Raw genomic sequence first — 14,034 nt, forward strand, 5'->3', positions numbered from 1 at the left:
GGGGTGACGGTGGCGGGGTGATGTGGCCGGGTGACGAGGGCGGTGTGGCGGTGATGAGGGTGTGGTGACGGGGTCCGGCGCAGCACACCGCGCGGCTCTCCGCCCCGACCTGGGCCAGCGCGCACTACGCGGCTCTCCGCTCGCCCGGGTCCGGCCCACTTCGCACAGTTCCTCACCCGACCGGGTCCGGCGCGCCCCGCGCAGCTCCCACCCGACCGGGTCCGGCGCGCCCCGCGCAACACCCCGCCCGCCCCGGTTCGGCGCGCCCCGCGCAACACCCCGCCCGCCCCGGTTCGGCGCGCACCACGCGGCTCCCCACCCGACCCAGTCCGGCGCACCCCGCGCAACACCCACCCCGCCACCGCACCCCGTCGTGCGGCCGGGGCTCGGGAGCCGTGTGACGGGCCGCACCAGGTGTGTGCCGCCCCTCCACCCCCCAACCACCGGTTGGTCTGAACGGGGCCTGGCAAGGGGCGTTCGGCGCTCCTTATCGTTCAGGCGGGTCTGGGAGCGCTCCCAGACAGTTCACGGGAGAGGCATTCTCGATGAGGAGAGTTCTCGCCGGTGCGCTCGCGACCTCGGTGGTGGCCGGGTTGGTCGCGATCGCGCAGGTCGGTTCGGGCGCCGCCGCGGCGGACGACCCGGTGGTGGTCGTCAACAGCACCTTCGAGGACGGCACGGCCCAGGGCTGGGCGCCGCGCGGCGGTGAAACGCTCTCGGTGAGCGCCGACGCGGCCCACAGCGGCACGCGGGGCCTCGCCGTCAGCGGTCGCACGCAGAACTGGGAGGGGCCGACGCTCGACCTGCTCGACGAGGTCGACAAGGGCACCCGCTACGAGCTGTCGGTCTGGGTCCGGCTCCCGGCGGGACAGGCGCCCACGCAGGCGCGCCTGTCCGTGGAGCGCCGCACCGGCGGCACCCCGTCCTACGACCAGGTGGTCGGCACCACCGACGTCACCGCGGACGCCTGGGTGAACCTCAAGGGCAGCTACACGCTCGCCACCGACGTCGAGTTCCTCACCGCCTACGTGGAGCTGACCAGCACCACCGGAGCGCTGCACGTGGACGACTTCACCCTCTCCTACACGCCGCTGCCCCCGATCCAGACCGACATCCCCGCGGTCAAGGACGTGCTGGGCGAGCACTTCGACGCCGTCGGCGCGGCGGTCGAGCCCGCGCAGCTCCTCGGCAACCACGGGCAGCTGCTCGCCAGGCACTTCAACTCCATCACCCCGGGCAACCAGCTCAAGTGGGACGCCACCGAGCCGACCGAGGGCGCGTTCCGCTTCACCGACGCCGACACCCTGGTCAACTGGGCCAAGGCCAACGGCATGGCCGTGCGCGGCCACACCCTGGTCTGGCACCAGCAGACCCCCGCGTGGGTGTTCAAGGACGCCGCGGGCGCGGACATGACCGCCACGCCGGAGAACAAGGCGCTGCTGCTGGCCCGCCTGGAGGCCCACATCCGCGCCGTGGTCGGCCGCTACGGCGCCGACATCGGCACGTGGGACGTGGTGAACGAGGTCATCGACGAGAACCAGGCCGACGGCCTGCGCCGCAGCAGGTGGTTCGAGATCACGGGCCTGGACTACCTGCGCACGGCGTTCCGCGTGGCCCGCGAGGTGGCGCCGGGCGCGGTGCTGGTGATCAACGACTACAACACCAACGTCCCGGCCAAGCGCGACAAGCTCTACGACCTGGTCGCGCGGCTGCGCTCCGAGGGCGTGCCGGTCGACGCGGTCGGGCACCAGATGCACGTCAACGTGCAGTGGCCGTCGGTCGCCGAGACCGAGGCGATGATCACCAAGTTCGCGCCGCTGGGCGTGGACCAGCAGATCACCGAGATGGACGTGTCCATCTACACCGACAACAGCCAGTCCTACCCCACGCCGCCGCGCGAGGTGCTGCTGGAGCAGGGCTACCGGTACCGCGACCTGTTCGAGGTGTTCGAGCGGCACGCCGCGTCGATCAGCTCGGTGACCCTGTGGGGCCTGGCCGACGACAACACGTGGCTGGACAGCTTCCCGGTGACCCGCAAGGACCACCCGCTGCTGTTCGACACCCGCCTGCAGGCCAAGGACGCCTACTGGGGCGTGGTGGACCCCAGCCGGATCGGCGGCCCCACCACGACCACCACGACCACCACAACGACGACGACGACGACCACCACCACCACCACCGAGCCCCCGCCCGCGACCTGCGCCGTCTCCTACGACATCGCGGGCCAGTGGCAGAACGGCTTCCAGGGCTCGGTCCGCATCACCAACCGCGGCACCGCCCCCCTCACCGCCTGGACGCTCACCTGGCACTACGGCAACGGCCAGCGGATCACCCAGCTGTGGAACGGCACCTTCCGCCAGTCCGGCCCGGAGGTCTCCGTGGGCAACGCGGCGTGGAACCCGGTGATCCCGGCGGGCGGCTCGACCTCGTTCGGCTTCCTGGGCAGCTGGACGGGCACCAACACCAAGCCGACCGCCTTCACCCTCAACGGCCTGGCCTGCCGGCTCGGCTAGGTCGTGTTTCAAAGGTGCTGACCGGCGGTGTGTCGGTGGCCGGAACGTGGCGAGGTCTCCGGTAGGTGGGTGAGCGACCAAGCAAACCCGAACACCGGAGACCTCGTGGCCGGCGTAGCGGCAGCGGGGCGGGCCGATCTGACCGACGCGCAGTGGGCGCTGTTGCAGCCGCTGTTACCTGTGGGTCGCAAGCCGGGCCGTCCGCCGAAGTGGAGCAGGCGTCAGTTGATCGACGGCATCCGGTGGCGGGTGCGCGTCGGTGCCCCGTGGCGCGACGTCCCGCCCGACCACGGGCCCTGGCAGACCGTCTACGGGTTGTTCCGCCGCTGGCAGCGGGCCGGCGTCTGGCGACACATCCTGACCGCGTTACAGGCCCGCGCCGATGCCGACGGGCTGATCGTGTGGGACGTGTCGGTCGACTCCACAATCATGCGGGCGCACCAGCACGCGGCGGGTGCGCGGAAAAGGGGGATCTGCGGGTCGAACCGCCCGACACCGACACGGGCGGGACGGAGCCGAACGATCACGGGTTGGGGCGGTCGCGGGGCGGCTGGACCAGCAAGCTGCACCTGGCCTGCGAGCAGGGCCGGCGGCCTGGTCACCGCCGGTCAGCGCGGTGACAGCCCGCAATTCGTCCCGGTGGTCGAACAGATCGCGGTGCCCTGGCACGGCGGCGGACGGGCCAGGGGCCGGCCGGACGGGTCCTGGCGGACGAGGCCAACCGCGCCTATCTGCGCGACCGCAGGATCAAGGCGACCATCGACCAGCCCGCGACCAGGCCGCCCACCGCAGGGCCAAAGGCTCCGCGGGTGGACGGCCACCCACCATCGACAGGGAGATCTACAAGCAGCGCCATGCCGTCGAGTGCGGCATCAACCTGCTCAAGCAGCACCGGGCGGTGGCCACCCGCTACGACAAACTCGCCCTCCGCTACCGGGCCACCATCGACATCGCCGCCATCAACACCTGGCTGCGCCACATCTGAAACACGACCTGGCGGTCCTGTCGGAGCGCACCCGGGGCGACCTCGGGTGTGCTCCGGCACTGCCCGGTCCGCAGTAGTGCGGCTCGGCGTGCGGGCGAACGGGTGACTTCATCCTCTCTTCGTCGCGCAGGCGGAAACCAGCGGAGGATGCTGTGCCCGTCGCCGCGGGCCGTGCGCGGGTGGTCCCCGCCGGCGACCCCTCGTGGGGGAGCCCGTACCGCCGGCCGTGCGAAGGGGGACCGTGCTCGACGCTCGCAACCACCAGGGCAAGTTCGGTGCGGACTACGTCCGGGTCCTGGCCTCGGCCGCGGGTTTGACGTGGTCCGAGGACGACGTGGACCTCGACGGGGTCGACCTGTGCATCAAGCTGCCCGGGCGCACCCCGCGCGGCTTCTCGCCGCGGATCGACGTCCAGGTCAAGACGGTGTCCCGGCTCCAGACGCGCCGGGGCGTGGTCGACTTCGACGGCCTGGACCACGTCCAGTTCAACAAGCTCGCGGGTCCGGGGTTCACCGTCCCGCGCTACCTCTTCGTCGTGCACGTCCCGCCGCACGCGGCCGAGTACGCCGACCTCAGGACCGCGGGCCTGCTGCTCCGCCACATCGGCTACTACCTCTCGCTGAGCGATCGGGAACCCCTGCCCGCGCCGACCCGGGCGCGGCGCATCCGGGTCAAGGTGCCGCTGAGCAACGTGCTGACCGCGGTGAGCCTGCGCGCGCTGGTGACCGATGGCGCCGTGGGCGCGGCGGCCCGATGACGGGGCCACCGCACGTCCGGCAGGCGACCGACTACTTGAGCGCGCGCGGGTGGGCGCCCACCGACCGCTGGCGCGGTGGCACCGTGTGGTCCTGGCGCGACTTCGACGTCCTGGTGCCGCCGGGCGACGACCTGGCGGACACCCCGCGACGGATGCGGGACCTGGTGGAGTGCGTGGCGGACGCCGAGGGGCGGACGCCGCGCGCGGTCGAGCGCGACATGGCGGTGCCCGCCGTGGACGTCGTGTCCTATCGGCTGCGGGGCAGCGGGATCGCTCTGCCCGCGGGCGTCCGCGCCGTCCGCGCGGTCCGCGACCTCGTCGCGACGTGCGCCAGGGACGTGCTGGGCGATCCCGCGGGCAGCCGGGCGCCCGCCGAGGTGCCCGCCCTGCTGGACCGGGCGCTGCTCTCGCTGGACGAAAGCGTGTTCGGCGTCGAGGTCCTGCTGCCCGTGGACGACGTGCCCGAGCCGCTGGGCCGCCTGACGGCGCTGCGGGTGCTGCGCGTCTGCGCGGTGGTGCGGCAGGCGGTGGTCGCCGCGGACGAGGTGGCGTTCGACGAGGTCTTCCGACAGGGCGTCGGCCGGGACGTCTGCGCCACCCTGGCCGACCTGGCCGGACCGCACCGCGCGGAGCCGTTCGAACTGGGCTTCCGCTGGTCGGTGCTGCGGCCCGTCGAAGGGGGAGCGACCACCGTCGAGTTCCCCGGGGGCGCCGGTGAACGCGTGTGGGCGGCGAGCAGGCGGGGGCCCGCCGGTGCACCGGTCGCGGCCGTCGTGGAGGGACCGGTGACCGGCCTGGCCGACGACGAGCACGGCGAGCGGTGGCGCATCCAGGTGCGCGGCACCCCGGTCGTCGACGGGATCGCCACCGGGCGGGAGCGGCTGGTCCCGGTGCGGTTGGACGGCGAGCGGGCCTACGGGGCGGCCCTGGAGGCGCACCGCACGGGACGGACCGTGCGGGTCTCGGGCTCGACGCACCGCACGGGCAAGGACATCGCGGTCGACCCCGGCGGGTTCACCGTGGTCGAGGACGTGGACGGGTGAGCGGAGAGGAACGGGCATGTCCGACGAACGGTTGACCCCGCGTGAACGCGCCGCCCTGCTCGTCCTCATGGCCGAGGCCCGGGAGCTGACCAATGCCCAGCTCCACGAGGTCGCGGGCTTCAAACTGGAGGGCGACTTGCGGCTGCGCCTCAATAAGCTCGGCCTGGTCACCAGCACCCTGGTGGGCCGCTCCTACGTGCACGAGCTCACCGACCAGGGCGCGGTGCGGTGCGCGGCCGAGCTGTCCGCCGAACGCCCGGCGCGGGCGGGTGCCGCGGGTGGCGCGCTCCAGGCCGTGCTCGCCGGGCTGCGTCGCCACCTCGACGACACCGGCGGTGCCCTCGCCGACCTCTTCCCGCCGAACGTCGTCGGGCGCGTGGCGGCCGCCTACGCGGCGCTGGCCCGCCGCCGGGGCGACGCCGTCGGCCTCGCCGACCTGCGGGAACGGCTCGACGACGTGCCGCGGGAGGACTTCGACCGGGCGGTGGGCGCGATGGCCCGCCGCGACGGGGTGCACCTGTGGGCCGAACCGGACCAGAAGGCGCTGACCGAGCGGGACCACCGGGCCGCGGTGGTGCTCGGCGGCACCCCGCGCCACCTGCTGGTGGTCGAGGCGCCGTGATGGACCCGGCGGCGGTGGGCCCGGGAGGGACGCACTCGGAGGGGATGGACCCGGAGCAGCGCAACGCCCTGAACGAGGTCCAGTTCAACTCGGTCCTCGCGCCCGACGACGTGTGGAGCCGGTTGGACCACCACGTCGACGGCCTCCACGTGGAGGCGGTGAGGCACCTGGAGCGGGCCGTGGCGACCGCGGCGCGCAAACCGGGCGCCAACCCGCTGGGCGTGGTGCTCCAGGGCGAGCGCGGTGTCGGCAAGACCCACATGCTCGGGTGGCTGCGGCAGCGCGTGCAGCGGGAGGGCGGGGCGTTCTTCCTGCTCAAGACGCTGGACAAGCGCTCGTTCTGGGAGGGCGCCGTGCAGGGCGTGCTGGGCAGCAAGCTGCTCACCCGCGACGGCGGCCAGCTCACCACCCTGCTCGACCGCCTCGCCGATCGCACCGGGTGCCCCGGGGAGGTGCGCATGCGGCTGCGGGGGACGCTGCCGGTGCGCAGGCAGGACGTCGACCTGCTGGTGGAACGGCTGCGCGAACTCGCGCCGGAGGTCGTGTCCAACTGCCAGGACACGCTGCGCGCCCTCGTCCTCCACCGGGCCGCCAGGGACGAGGTGAACCGGGTCGGGCACGGTTTCCTGGTGCTGGAGGACGGCATCACCGAGGCGGAGCGGGAGCAGTGGGGCTTCCGCGCCCGCGGCCGGCCGGCCCAGCTCGTGTTCGGCGACCTGTCGCGCGTCTTCGCGCTCACCGGCCCCGTGGTGGTGGCGGTCGACCAGGTCGACGGCGTGTTCAGCCAGGCTCCCGGCGAATCGGACCGGCACGCCCTGGCCGACGGCCTGGCCCACGGCCTGATGGCGCTGCGCGAGGAGGCCACCCGGACCGTGATCGTGGTCGCGTGCCTGCCCAGGACGTGGCGGCTGGTCGCCGACCACGGGGTCAACTCGGCCGGCGACCGGTTCCGGGTGCTCACCCTGTCGACGGCGATGCCCGGACCGGCCGTGGCGACCGCGATCGTGGAACGCCACCTCGGCGGCCTGTACGACGAGGTCGGCTTCACCCCGCCCCACCCGACCTGGCCGGTGCTGCCGTCGGCCTTCGAGGACCCGGAGGTGGCCCACTGCACGGCCCGCCGCCTGCTCCAGCGCGTGGAGCGGCACGTGGAGGAGTGCCTGCGGCTGGGCGAGGTGCGCGAGCTGGCCGACTTCGGCGAACCCCAGCCGGTCACCACCGCGGTCCCCACCACCGGGCCGGACGTCCTCGGCGCGCTCGACGAGGAGTTCGCCCGCCTCCGCGCGGCGGCCGACGTGGTGCGGCCGCTCGACCCGGCCGCCGAGGGCGAACGGATGCCCGCCCTGCTCGGCGCGGCCCTGCGGTGCTACGTGCTGGAACGGGGTGGCGCCGGGCAGGACCTGGCGGTCGACCCGCCGTCGGGCGTCGTGCCCGTGCTCCACGCCCGGTTGCGGCGCACGCTGGACGAGGAGGGGGAAGGGGAGGAGCACTGGAGCTTCCGGGCGATCGCCCACTCCCACCACAGCTCGGTGCTGCCCCGGTTGCAGTCGGCGTGCCTGGACGCGGAGCTGTGGCAGGAAGGCGGCAGACGGCACCTGGTGGTGCTGCGCAACATCCCGTTCTCGGCGGGGCCGAAGACCGTGGCGGCGCTGGCCGAGTTCGAGGCCGCGGGCGGGGTGTCGCTGCCGGTGTCGCAGGACGACCTGCGCACCTTCGAGGCCCTGGAGCTGATGCTGGCCCGGGCGCCGGAGGGGTTGCTCGGGTGGCTGGCGGCCCGGCTGCCCGCGAGCAGGTCCGGGCTCCTGCGGCGGGTCCTCCCCGCGCCGGTGCCCGAGGTCCCCCCTGTGCCGGAGCCCGTTCCCGCGCCCGTGGAGCCCTCCGCGCCGCGGTGGCCGGAGGCGGAGCCGGGCGACGACCGGTCCGGCCGGAACGAGGACGGGGTCCCCGCCATCACCCTGGGCGTGAACGCGGACAACGGGCGGCCGTTCACCATCCCGGTGGCGCTGCTGCGCAAGCACACCGCGGTCTTCGCCGGCACCGGGTCGGGCAAGACCGTCCTGCTCCGCCGCCTGGTCGAGGAGGTGGCGCTGCACGGGGTGTCGTCGGTCCTGATCGACACCAACAACGACCTGGCGCGCCTGGGCGACCCGTGGCCGTCGCCGCCGGTCGAGTGGGGCGGAGGAGACGCCGAGCGCGCCCGCCGCTACTTCGCCGACACCGACGTGGTGGTCTGGACGCCGTCCCGCGAGACCGGCCGACCGCTGGTGCTGACCCCGCTGCCGGACTTCGGCGGGGTGGTCGACGACCCGGACGAGTTCCGCACCGCGATCGACGCCGCGGTCGCGGGGCTCGTGCCGCGCGCGGGGCTGTCCGGCCGCAAGCTCGACACCGGCAAGGCCGTGCTCACCGAGGCGCTGGCGCACTTCGCGCGGCGCGGCGGGAGCGACCTCAAGGCCCTGGTGGCGTTCCTGGGTGACCTGCCCGAGGGCGTCAGCACGATCCGGGACTCGGCGAAGCTGGCCGCCGACATCGCCGAGGGCCTGAAGGCAGCCATGATCAACGACCCGGTCTTCGGCGGGCTCGGGGACCGCCTCGACCCGGGCGTGCTGCTCACCCCGCCGCCCGGCAGGCGGGCCAGGGTGTCGGTGATCAGCTGCGTCGGCCTGCCCAACGACGACCAGCGCCAGACCTTCGTCAACCAGCTCCAGCTCGCGCTGTTCGCCTGGGTCCGGCGCAACCCGGCGGGCGACCGGCCGCTGGGTGGCCTGCTCGTGCTGGACGAGGCCCAGACGTTCGTCCCGGCGCGCGGCACGCCCGCGTCCCGGCAGAGCACCCTGATGCTGGCCACCCAGGCGCGGAAGTACGGGCTCGGCATGGTCTACGCGACGCAGGCGCCGAAGGCGTTGCACAACCAGGTCACCGGCAACGCGGCGACGCAGTTCTTCGGCCTGCTCAACGCCTCGGCGCAGATCGATGCCGCGAAGGCGCTGGCGCGGGCCAAGGGCGGCCGGGTGGACGACATCTCCCGCCTGCCCGCCGGCCGGTTCTACGGCGCGACCGAGGGTACCGGCTTCGCGAAGCTCCGGCTGCCGATGTGCCTGAGCCACCACCCGCCCAGCGCGCTCACCGAGGACGAGGTCCTGCGGCGGGCGCGCGACGGCCGGGATCAGTCGGCGTTGGCGCCGTAGACGATGTCGACGTACTCGCGGTGCCGCTCGATGTACCCCTTGATGAACGGGCACTGCGGCAGCACCCGCAGCCCCCACTCCCGGGCCTGGTCCAGCGCGGCCCGGGCCAGGGCGCTGCCCACGCCCCTGCCCTCGAACGCCGGGTCGACCTCGGTGTGGGTGAACACGATCAGCTCCGGGGTGCGCAGGTACTCGGCCCGGCCCGCCGGCGCGCCGTCCACCACCGCGGCGAAGTACTTCTCCTCGGGCACGTCGTGCACCTCGATGGCCATCGCTACCTCCCGGTCGATCGGAGTCGAGAACGTAGCACCGGCGGCCGCGAGGTTTTCACGCGGAGTGACGAGGGTAATCGGCCGGTGACCACGACGGGGTAGCGAAGGGGGACCGACATGCGCATCCGCCTCGTGCTGGTGGCCGCGCTCTGCACCGCGGCGGGCGGCATCGCGGGCTGCGGCGGCGGGACGGACACCGCCGCGCCCGAGTCGACCACGACCTCCGAGTCCGCGGTCACCAACCGGCTGGTCGGGGTGCTCGCCACGGTCGACGACGCCGACACCGCCTTCACCTACGAGCCCGAGGCCGCGCCGGTCGGCGCCGAGCTGGAGCTGGAGGTCAGCGAGGGCGAGGGCACCACCACCGTGCGCCTGGACGCCGACCGGCTCCAGCCCGACCGCGGCTACGCCGTGCACGCCCACACCGACCCGTGCGGGAAGACCGGTGCCGACGCCGGGCCCCACTACCAGCACCAGGTCGACCCGAACGCGACGCCGGACAAGCCCTCGACCGACCCGGCCTACGCCAACCCCCGGAACGAGATCTGGCTCGACCTGAAGACCGACGGCCAGGGCAACGGCTCCGCCGAGACCACCGTGCCGTTCGACTTCGGCGACCGCGTGCCCGCCTCGATCGTGCTGCACGAGAAGCCCACCACGGCCACCGAACCGGGTCAGGCGGGCACCGCGGGCGGCCGGCTCGCCTGCTTCACCGCCCCGTTCCGCGACTGAGGCGCGCATGAGGTGGTTGCTCGTCCTCGCCCTGGTGCTGGCGGGGTGCGGACTGCCCCGTGACGTGGAGGGCACCCTGGACCGCGTCCGGGCCGGGGTGCTGCGCGCCGGCGTCACCGACAACCCGCCGTGGACGCGGGCGTGGGACGAGGCGCCCGCCGGGGTGGAGGTGGAGCTGGTGGAGCGGTTCGCCGCGGGGCTGGGTGCCCGCGTCGAGTGGCGCCCGGGCTCGGAGTCGACGCTGATGACCGCGCTGGAGGGCCGCGAGCTGGACCTGGTGGTCGGCGGGCTGGAGGAGCAGTCGCCGTGGGTCGAGCAGGCTTCGCTGACCCGCCCGTACGCCGAGCGGCACGTGTGGGCGCTGCCGCTGGGCGAGAACGCCTGGCAGGTCGAGGTGGAGGAGTTCCTGGCGACCCTGCCGGACGGCGAGGTCGAGCGGCTGCTGGACCGCGCATGAGGGTGGGCGACCGCTTCGAGCTGCCGCCGGACAAGGCGGCGCTGCACCGGCGCGCGGTGCGGCTGGAGTGGTGGACGCTCGCCTTCTTCGCCGCCGCCGTCGCGCTGCTCGCGGTCACCCTCGGGCAGTCGCAGGCGATGAAGGCCGCCTGGATCGAGGACATGCTCGGCCTGGTGCCGCCCGCCGCGTTCCTGGTCGCCGCCCGCTACCGCAACCGGCCGCCGGACGAGCGGTTCCCCTACGGCTACCACCGGTCGGTGAGCGTGGCGTTCCTGGCGGGCTCGCTGGCGCTGCTGGGCCTGGGCGGCTACGTCGTGTACGACTCGCTGTCCCGCCTGCTGGCCGGCGAGCGCCCGCCGATCGGGCTGGTCGAGGTGTTCGGCGTCCGCTTCTGGTCGGGCTGGCTGATGATCGCCGCGCTGCTGGCCACCATGGTGCCCGCCATCCTGCTGGGCCGGGTCAAGATCGGGATCGCCCGGCGGCTGCACGACAAGGTCCTCTACGCGGACGCCGAGATGAACCGCGCCGACTGGCTCACCGCGGCCGCCGCGGTGCTGGGCGTGCTCGGCATCGGCTTCGGCCTGTGGTGGGCCGACGCGGTGGCCGCGCTGGTGATCGGCGGCGACATCGTCCGCGACGGCGCGCGCACCACGCGGGACGCGGTGGCGAACCTGATGGACAGCAGGCCGCGGGTGGTCGGCGGGCGCGAGCCGCACCCGCTGCCGGACCGGCTGCTGGCCGCCGTGCTCGACCAGGACTGGGTGGCCGACGCGTGGCTGCGCGTGCGCGAGGAGGGCCACGTGTTCGTGGGTGAGCTGCTGGTCGTGCCGACGACCGACGAGGGGCTGCCGGAGCGGTTGGAGCAACTGGGGAAGTGGGCGCGGGACTTCGACTGGCGCGTGCACGACCTGGTCGTCGCCCCGGTCACCCGCATCGACCGCTGAACCCGGTGGCGCCCGCCCGGCGGACCCGGTCCCGACGAACGGCGTGGACCGGATTCGCCGGGCGGTGCGGTCGTCCGGGCCCGGACGGGCGCCACCGGGCGTGGTTCAGCGCCTGCCCAGCAGCATGGCCAGGTCCACCGCGTTCGCCATCGCCTCGGTGCCCGCGTCGTTGGGGTGCAGGTGGTCGCCGCTGTCGTAGGCCGGGTCCAGCGTGGCCGGGTCCCCCGGTACGGCGGTCGCGGCGGCGAAGTCCACCACGCCGTCGAACTCGCCGGACGTGCGGATCCAGTCGTTGAGCTCGCGCCAGGTGGCCTCGCGCTCCCCGGTCCAGATGAACGAGCCCTTGAACGGCAGCACGGTGCCGCCGTAGACCGCGACGCCCGCCGCCCGCGCCTGCCTGATCACCTCGCGGTGCCCGGCGATCAGGTCGGCCGCCGACGCGCTGTAGCCGATGTCGTTGACCGCCAGCAGCATGATCACGGCCTCCACGCCGGTCTGCGACAGCACGTCGCGCTGCACCCGGGTGACCCCGGCGACGCCCCAGTACGGCTCGTCGCGGTCGGCGATCAGCCGGTTGCCGCCCAGGCCCGCGTTCACCACCGACAGCGTCCGGCCCGGCACCGCGTCCAGCCGCCTGGCCAGGAAGTCCGGCCAGCGGCGGTTGGCGTTGCCGGTGGTGCTGGCGGTGTCGGTGATCGAGTCGCCGAACGCCACGACCGCGCCCTTCACCCGGCCCGCGGGCGCCACGTCCACCCCGTCGACCACCATCCAGCACGGCGTGTCGGCGAACCCGCCCGACAGCGCGCCGGTCCGGTCGCCCGCGGCGAGGTAGTTGCCCTGGGCGGTGAACGGGTGGTTGGTCAGCGGTCCGGTCGCCTCCGGCAGGTACGCGCTCACCAGCAGCGTGGACAGCGCCGCCACGTCGAGGCGCACCGGGTCGCTGAAGACCTCCCGGCCCACGGGCACGGTCACCTCGCGGCGACCGCCGAACGTCACCGCGCGCAAGGTGCCGGGCACGGCCGCGTCGCCGGCCGCCTGCACCGCGACGGAGGTGCGGCCCACCTTCAGCGGCTTGGTGCCGAAGGCGTTGGTCAGGCGCACCCGCGCGAACCGGCCGCCCGCGCTGGTGAACACGACGTTGCGCACGGTCTGGTCGGCCAGGCCCTCGCCGGCCGGGCACGAGTTCCACGGGACCGCGCTGCCGACCACGGGGCTCGCCGCCCACGCGGCCACCCAGCCCCGGGCGTGGGCGCCGGGTTGCGCGGCGGTGGCGGATTGCGCGCCGGTGGCGGGTTGCGCGGCGGTGGCGGATTGCGCGCCGGCGGCGGGTTGCGCGCTGGCGGCGGGTTGCGCGGCGGTGGCGGCCACCAGCGCCGCGATCAGGGCCAACTTCCCCGCGTGTCCTGCCATGACGGTCTCCTCGCCGGTCGTCGTTGGTGGCGTGGCCGACGCTGGCAGCGGTGGGTTAACCGGTCAAGCCAGTCACGACGAGCGGCGTCGAAGATGCGACGAGTGGTTGCGGCTTAACGTTCAGTATCGTGTGGCGATGCCAGCGGGATGCGGGCGCGGGCTTCGGGCAGGTCGGCGGCGGACCAGGAGACCAGCAGGTCGAGCACGCCGTCGTGGGGCGCCTCCAGGACGAAGTGCTGCGTCGTGCGGTAGGACCAGAAGCCCCCGGTGGCCTCGGCGTCCGTGAGGGTCGCCCGCACCGCCTCGTCGCCCCGGACGACCGCCAGGACCGGCTCGCCCCGGTGCGGCCGGTCGGCCGGTGGGCGCTCGGCGGGGTCGCGCCGCGCCGCCTTCCCGGCCTCGTCGCGCGCGACGCCCGTCAGGGTCGCCGACAGCAGGCCCGGTTCCACCGCGGCCAGGCGGGTCAGCACCAGCGCCGCGTCCCCGACGCGGTGCAGCACCTGCGGCGGCGCCACGCCGACCCCGGTCTCGATGGCGACGAAACCGGGGTGAGGGGCGGTGCGGGAGGTCAACCGCTCGGCCGTGGGCACGCCGGTGACCGGGGCGTCCCAGATCGACCTGGTGGCGCGTTCGACGGTGGCGCGGGACGGCAGCGGCAGGTGCACGACGGTTTCCGGGAAGCCGATCTCCGGCCAGGCGAACACCAGCGAGACGCGGTCGAACGCGGGCGGGAGCAGGAAGGTCAGGCGGTACTCGCTCCCGGTGTTGTCGTTGCGGGTGGAATTGATCCACGGGTACGCCCACCGCGCCCGCCCGGTGTCCTCCAGCACGCCCAGGCGCAGGTCCAGGCCCTCGTCCGTGTCGGGCAGCAGCACGCGCGCCGCGACCGCCGGACCGCCCCGGCCCGCGCGGATGTCCCGCTGCCGCTGCGTGGCGTCCCGCGGGTCCGGCGGCCGGCGGGCGAGCAGCTCCAGTTCCAGCCCCGACGGGCGGGACGCGCACCGCAGCACGCCCACGACCAGTTCCGGTCGCCCGATCAGCAGGCCGCCCGGGTGGGCGACGGCGCCGAGCGTTTCGATCAGTTCCCGGTCCACGGGTCCAGCTTCCTCGG

At 74.3% G+C, this 14,034-nt stretch carries 12 protein-coding genes; 9 read left to right on the forward strand and 3 right to left on the reverse strand.

Going from position 1 to position 14,034, the window contains the following annotated elements; all coding sequences use genetic code 11:
• Positions 1–545 precede the first annotated feature (545 nt).
• From EKG83_RS19760 to EKG83_RS19785, 6 genes are all read left to right on the forward strand, one after another.
• Positions 546–2,513, forward strand: coding sequence for an endo-1,4-beta-xylanase (locus tag EKG83_RS19760; RefSeq protein WP_033433098.1), 1,968 nt, complete (start codon positions 546–548; stop codon positions 2,511–2,513).
• Between the two features lie 180 nt (positions 2,514–2,693).
• Complete coding sequence (locus EKG83_RS19765; protein ID WP_407690783.1) at positions 2,694–3,575, forward strand: transposase; 882 nt, start codon at positions 2,694–2,696, stop codon at positions 3,573–3,575.
• A gap of 164 nt (positions 3,576–3,739) precedes the next feature.
• The gene (locus EKG83_RS19770) at positions 3,740–4,255 is read left to right on the forward strand and encodes a DUF4365 domain-containing protein (protein ID WP_033433099.1); all 516 of its coding nucleotides are present in this window, start codon (positions 3,740–3,742) and stop codon (positions 4,253–4,255) included.
• The gene (locus tag EKG83_RS19775) at positions 4,252–5,298 is read left to right on the forward strand and encodes a hypothetical protein (RefSeq protein ID WP_051766390.1); all 1,047 of its coding nucleotides are present in this window, start codon (positions 4,252–4,254) and stop codon (positions 5,296–5,298) included. The genes EKG83_RS19770 and EKG83_RS19775 overlap by 4 nt, the downstream gene beginning before the upstream one ends.
• Before the next feature lie 16 nt (positions 5,299–5,314).
• Positions 5,315–5,920, forward strand: coding sequence for a hypothetical protein (locus tag EKG83_RS19780; protein ID WP_033433100.1), 606 nt, complete (start codon positions 5,315–5,317; stop codon positions 5,918–5,920).
• A gap of 44 nt (positions 5,921–5,964) precedes the next feature.
• Positions 5,965–9,108 (forward strand): ATP-binding protein, encoded by a 3,144-nt coding sequence (locus EKG83_RS19785; RefSeq protein ID WP_033433149.1) that lies wholly within the window; start codon positions 5,965–5,967, stop codon positions 9,106–9,108.
• Here the strand turns inward: EKG83_RS19785 and EKG83_RS19790 are convergent.
• Positions 9,087–9,380 carry a GNAT family N-acetyltransferase gene (locus tag EKG83_RS19790; RefSeq protein WP_033433101.1) on the reverse strand — a complete coding sequence of 98 codons (294 nt, stop codon included), beginning with the start codon at positions 9,378–9,380 and terminating at the stop codon, positions 9,087–9,089. The two genes, EKG83_RS19785 and EKG83_RS19790, sit on opposite strands and share 22 nt — an antisense overlap.
• 117 nt (positions 9,381–9,497) lie before the next feature.
• Here EKG83_RS19790 and EKG83_RS19795 point away from each other — a divergent pair, with 117 nt between their 5' ends.
• The 3 genes from EKG83_RS19795 to EKG83_RS19805 are packed head-to-tail and all read left to right on the forward strand — an operon-like array spanning position 9,498 to position 11,513.
• Positions 9,498–10,112: a superoxide dismutase family protein gene (locus EKG83_RS19795; RefSeq protein WP_051766391.1), complete on the forward strand. Its 615-nt coding sequence runs from the start codon at positions 9,498–9,500 to the stop codon at positions 10,110–10,112.
• Between the two features lie 7 nt (positions 10,113–10,119).
• Complete coding sequence (locus tag EKG83_RS19800; RefSeq protein WP_033433102.1) at positions 10,120–10,569, forward strand: transporter substrate-binding domain-containing protein; 450 nt, start codon at positions 10,120–10,122, stop codon at positions 10,567–10,569.
• Positions 10,566–11,513, forward strand: a complete 948-nt coding sequence (locus EKG83_RS19805; RefSeq protein ID WP_033433103.1) for a cation diffusion facilitator family transporter — start codon at positions 10,566–10,568, stop codon at positions 11,511–11,513. The genes EKG83_RS19800 and EKG83_RS19805 overlap by 4 nt, the downstream gene beginning before the upstream one ends.
• Positions 11,514–11,618: 105 nt before the next feature.
• Here EKG83_RS19805 and EKG83_RS19810 read toward each other — a convergent pair whose 3' ends face one another.
• On the reverse strand, positions 11,619–12,923 hold the full coding sequence (locus EKG83_RS19810; RefSeq protein WP_033433104.1) for an SGNH/GDSL hydrolase family protein: 1,305 nt from the start codon (positions 12,921–12,923) through the stop codon (positions 11,619–11,621).
• Positions 12,924–13,036: 113 nt separating this feature from the next.
• Positions 13,037–14,017: a hypothetical protein gene (locus EKG83_RS46955; RefSeq protein WP_051766393.1), complete on the reverse strand. Its 981-nt coding sequence runs from the start codon at positions 14,015–14,017 to the stop codon at positions 13,037–13,039.
• Between the last annotated feature and the right edge of the window lie 17 nt (positions 14,018–14,034).

This window comes from Saccharothrix syringae (genome assembly GCF_009498035.1).
GTDB classification, from domain to species: Bacteria; Actinomycetota; Actinomycetes; order Mycobacteriales; family Pseudonocardiaceae; genus Actinosynnema; species Actinosynnema syringae.

Coding starts and splice junctions, on each gene's coding strand:
- EKG83_RS19760 (WP_033433098.1), top strand. CDS start 546: ATGAGGAGAGTTCTCGCCGGTGCGCTCGCGACCTCGGTGGTGGCCGGG.
- EKG83_RS19775 (WP_051766390.1), top strand. CDS start 4,252: ATGACGGGGCCACCGCACGTCCGGCAGGCGACCGACTACTTGAGCGCG.
- EKG83_RS19780 (WP_033433100.1), top strand. CDS start 5,315: ATGTCCGACGAACGGTTGACCCCGCGTGAACGCGCCGCCCTGCTCGTC.
- EKG83_RS19785 (WP_033433149.1), top strand. CDS start 5,965: ATGGACCCGGAGCAGCGCAACGCCCTGAACGAGGTCCAGTTCAACTCG.
- EKG83_RS19790 (WP_033433101.1), bottom strand. CDS start 9,380: ATGGCCATCGAGGTGCACGACGTGCCCGAGGAGAAGTACTTCGCCGCG.
- EKG83_RS19795 (WP_051766391.1), top strand. CDS start 9,498: ATGCGCATCCGCCTCGTGCTGGTGGCCGCGCTCTGCACCGCGGCGGGC.
- EKG83_RS19800 (WP_033433102.1), top strand. CDS start 10,120: ATGAGGTGGTTGCTCGTCCTCGCCCTGGTGCTGGCGGGGTGCGGACTG.
- EKG83_RS19805 (WP_033433103.1), top strand. CDS start 10,566: ATGAGGGTGGGCGACCGCTTCGAGCTGCCGCCGGACAAGGCGGCGCTG.
- EKG83_RS19810 (WP_033433104.1), bottom strand. CDS start 12,923: ATGGCAGGACACGCGGGGAAGTTGGCCCTGATCGCGGCGCTGGTGGCC.